Here is a 2,223-nt window from a genome sequence, read left to right as displayed (position 1 = left end):
GCGTCTTCCAGCACATCGATAATCTGCTGACCGGTCATGTCCAGCGTTACCAGCGTGTTGGAGAAGGGCAACAGGGTAAACGCATCGGCAATGGTATAGGGGCCGGTTTCCACATCCACCCGCACACCGCCGCCATTCTGAATGGCAATATCGGCCGTTGGTGTCACCGTGAGAAAGGCTTTGGCAACAATATTGGAAATGTCGCTGCCGCGCTCATAGGTCGCCGAGGCATCACACAGGGAAGAACGCCCCTGTCCCGGAAAACGCTCCAGACACAGGTCTTCCGCGCTGCTGCCAATCACGGTCTGTTCCAGCACACTGACCTGAGCGTCGTAAATCGACAACAGGTTGGTGGTGTTCGCGTCTGGCTGGGTAACCACCACTTCCGGGTGGGCAGTCAGCGCCCGGACCACGGAGAACTGATCGGCGGCGTTCAGGCTGCGCGTCTCTTCCTCATTATATTCATAGACAAAGTTATCGCTGATGGGCATCAGCGGCATACCAGCGCAGGAAGAGACCACGCCGGCCTCGTCAAAACTGACGTGAAGCTTGCCCATCAGGTGAGCGTACTCCCAGGCCTGAACCACACAGACGGGCTCGCCATCGGCGTTGTTCACCTGCGTCGGGTAGTCACCGGCCGGGTTAAAGCCCAGTTCCGCAAAGGTCTCGTCGCCGAGCAGCGTGTGTGAGTCGCCGCCAACAATCACGTCGACGCCGCTCAGGCTGGCTGCCAGATCGAGATCGTTCTGATACTGGTAGTGGGTCAGCAGAATGATCTTGTTGACGCCCATTTCGGACAGGGTGTCGATGTTGGCCTGGGCCGTCGTCACCTCGTCCAGGAACTCAGTCCCTTCGTCGGGGTTGGATGAGTTCTTGGTTTTACCGGCGATATCAATGCCGATAATGCCAATCTGCTCACCGTCTCGTTCGACAATGGTGTAGGGCTGAATATAGCCGTCGGCAATGGCTGAATCTTCGGCCGGCTGCACATTGGCCGCCAGTGCCGGGGTTTCGCAGGCGGTGGAATTCAGGGCGTCCAGGAAGGTCGCCAGGCCGCTGTCGCCATCATCGAACTCATGATTGCCCAGGGCGAAGGCGTCGAAACAGACTTCGTTCATGACCGCCGCATCGGCTGCGCCGTTGAACAGCGAATAATACAGTGTGCCGGTGATGGCGTCCCCCGTGTGCAGCTTCAGGACGTTTTCGTGTTGGCCGGCCACCGTATTGAACAGACTGACCAGCATCGGGAAGCCGCCGTAGGTCACCTCAACCTCGGTGACGGCATCGGCGGCCTCATTGGTGGCATCTACCAACCCGGTCACGTCAAAGTCAAAGCTCTCGGCGGCGATGTGGGAATGGTGGTCGTTCATGTGCAGGATGGTCAGGTCGATGGCTTTGGGCGCCGGTTCACCCTGTGGACCCTGTTCCCCTTGAGGGCCTTGCTCACCCAGTTCACCCCTCGGGCCGACGTCCCCGTCGTCGCCGCTACAACCTACCAGTACCGCCTGCGCGAGCAGGCTCAATGCAAATACTCTGAAAACGTTCATGTTGTCCTTTACCTCTGATGTTACGAAATCGTCGATGGTCAGAGGATGTTACGGACGCATTTTGAAGCTCTGGTGACAGTGGGGGCTGCGGGAGTCCAATCACAGAAAATTCATGGAGTGGTAACAAAAGTGAAATCCCAGGAGGCTGGCTCTAGAGCTATCTGTCGGTTGTGTATGGTGGCGAGCTCAATGAGCGATTATATAAATCCGGTGGTTCTGTAAAAAAGACAAGATAATTTATATATTTCCGGTTATTTCCCATAAAACTACCGGTAAGTTGTAGATTGATAGGTTATATACCCTAAAATGTTGCTTTTCTGGTAGTCGCCGTCGGCGCACTGCGCCGACCCGAGTGAACAAGTTCGTTTGCTAAGCGGCGTTCAGAGGCTCGATTCGGGCCACCTCATCTTTAGCTGACTGGGAGGCCTCCCATAGATCAACGGCTCTCTGCGCGTTCAGCCAAAACTCGGGAGAGTTGCCAAACAGGCGGCCCAGTCGCAGAGCCATTTCGGGGCTGACCGAGCGGCGCTCGCGCAACAACTCGTTCACAGACTGGCTAGAGACCCCCAGGAGCTCGGCGAGCTTAACGACGCTTAAACCGTAATCCGGGATAAAGTCCTCCCTCAGCATCTCACCAGGGTGGGTCGGTTTGCGCTGAATACTCTCAGTATTGGGA

Annotated in this window: 2 protein-coding genes; both read right to left on the bottom strand. The window is 56.6% G+C overall.

Features of this window, described 5'->3' with window-relative positions; translation table 11 throughout:
- On the bottom strand, positions 1–1,547 hold a 1,547-nt coding region (locus B3187_RS09090), incomplete at its 3' end, for a 5'-nucleotidase C-terminal domain-containing protein (RefSeq protein ID WP_286805901.1).
- 369 nt (positions 1,548–1,916) lie between these two features.
- Positions 1,917–2,223, bottom strand: a 307-nt coding sequence (locus tag B3187_RS09085; RefSeq protein ID WP_414673688.1) for a HigA family addiction module antitoxin, incomplete at its 5' end; no start/stop codon positions are given.

This window comes from Marinimicrobium sp. UBA4209 (assembly GCF_002381585.1).
GTDB lineage: Bacteria > Pseudomonadota > Gammaproteobacteria > Pseudomonadales > Cellvibrionaceae > Marinimicrobium > Marinimicrobium koreense.
The sequence above is the reverse complement of the archived record's forward strand: the minus strand, read 5'-3'. Positions and strand labels throughout refer to the sequence as shown.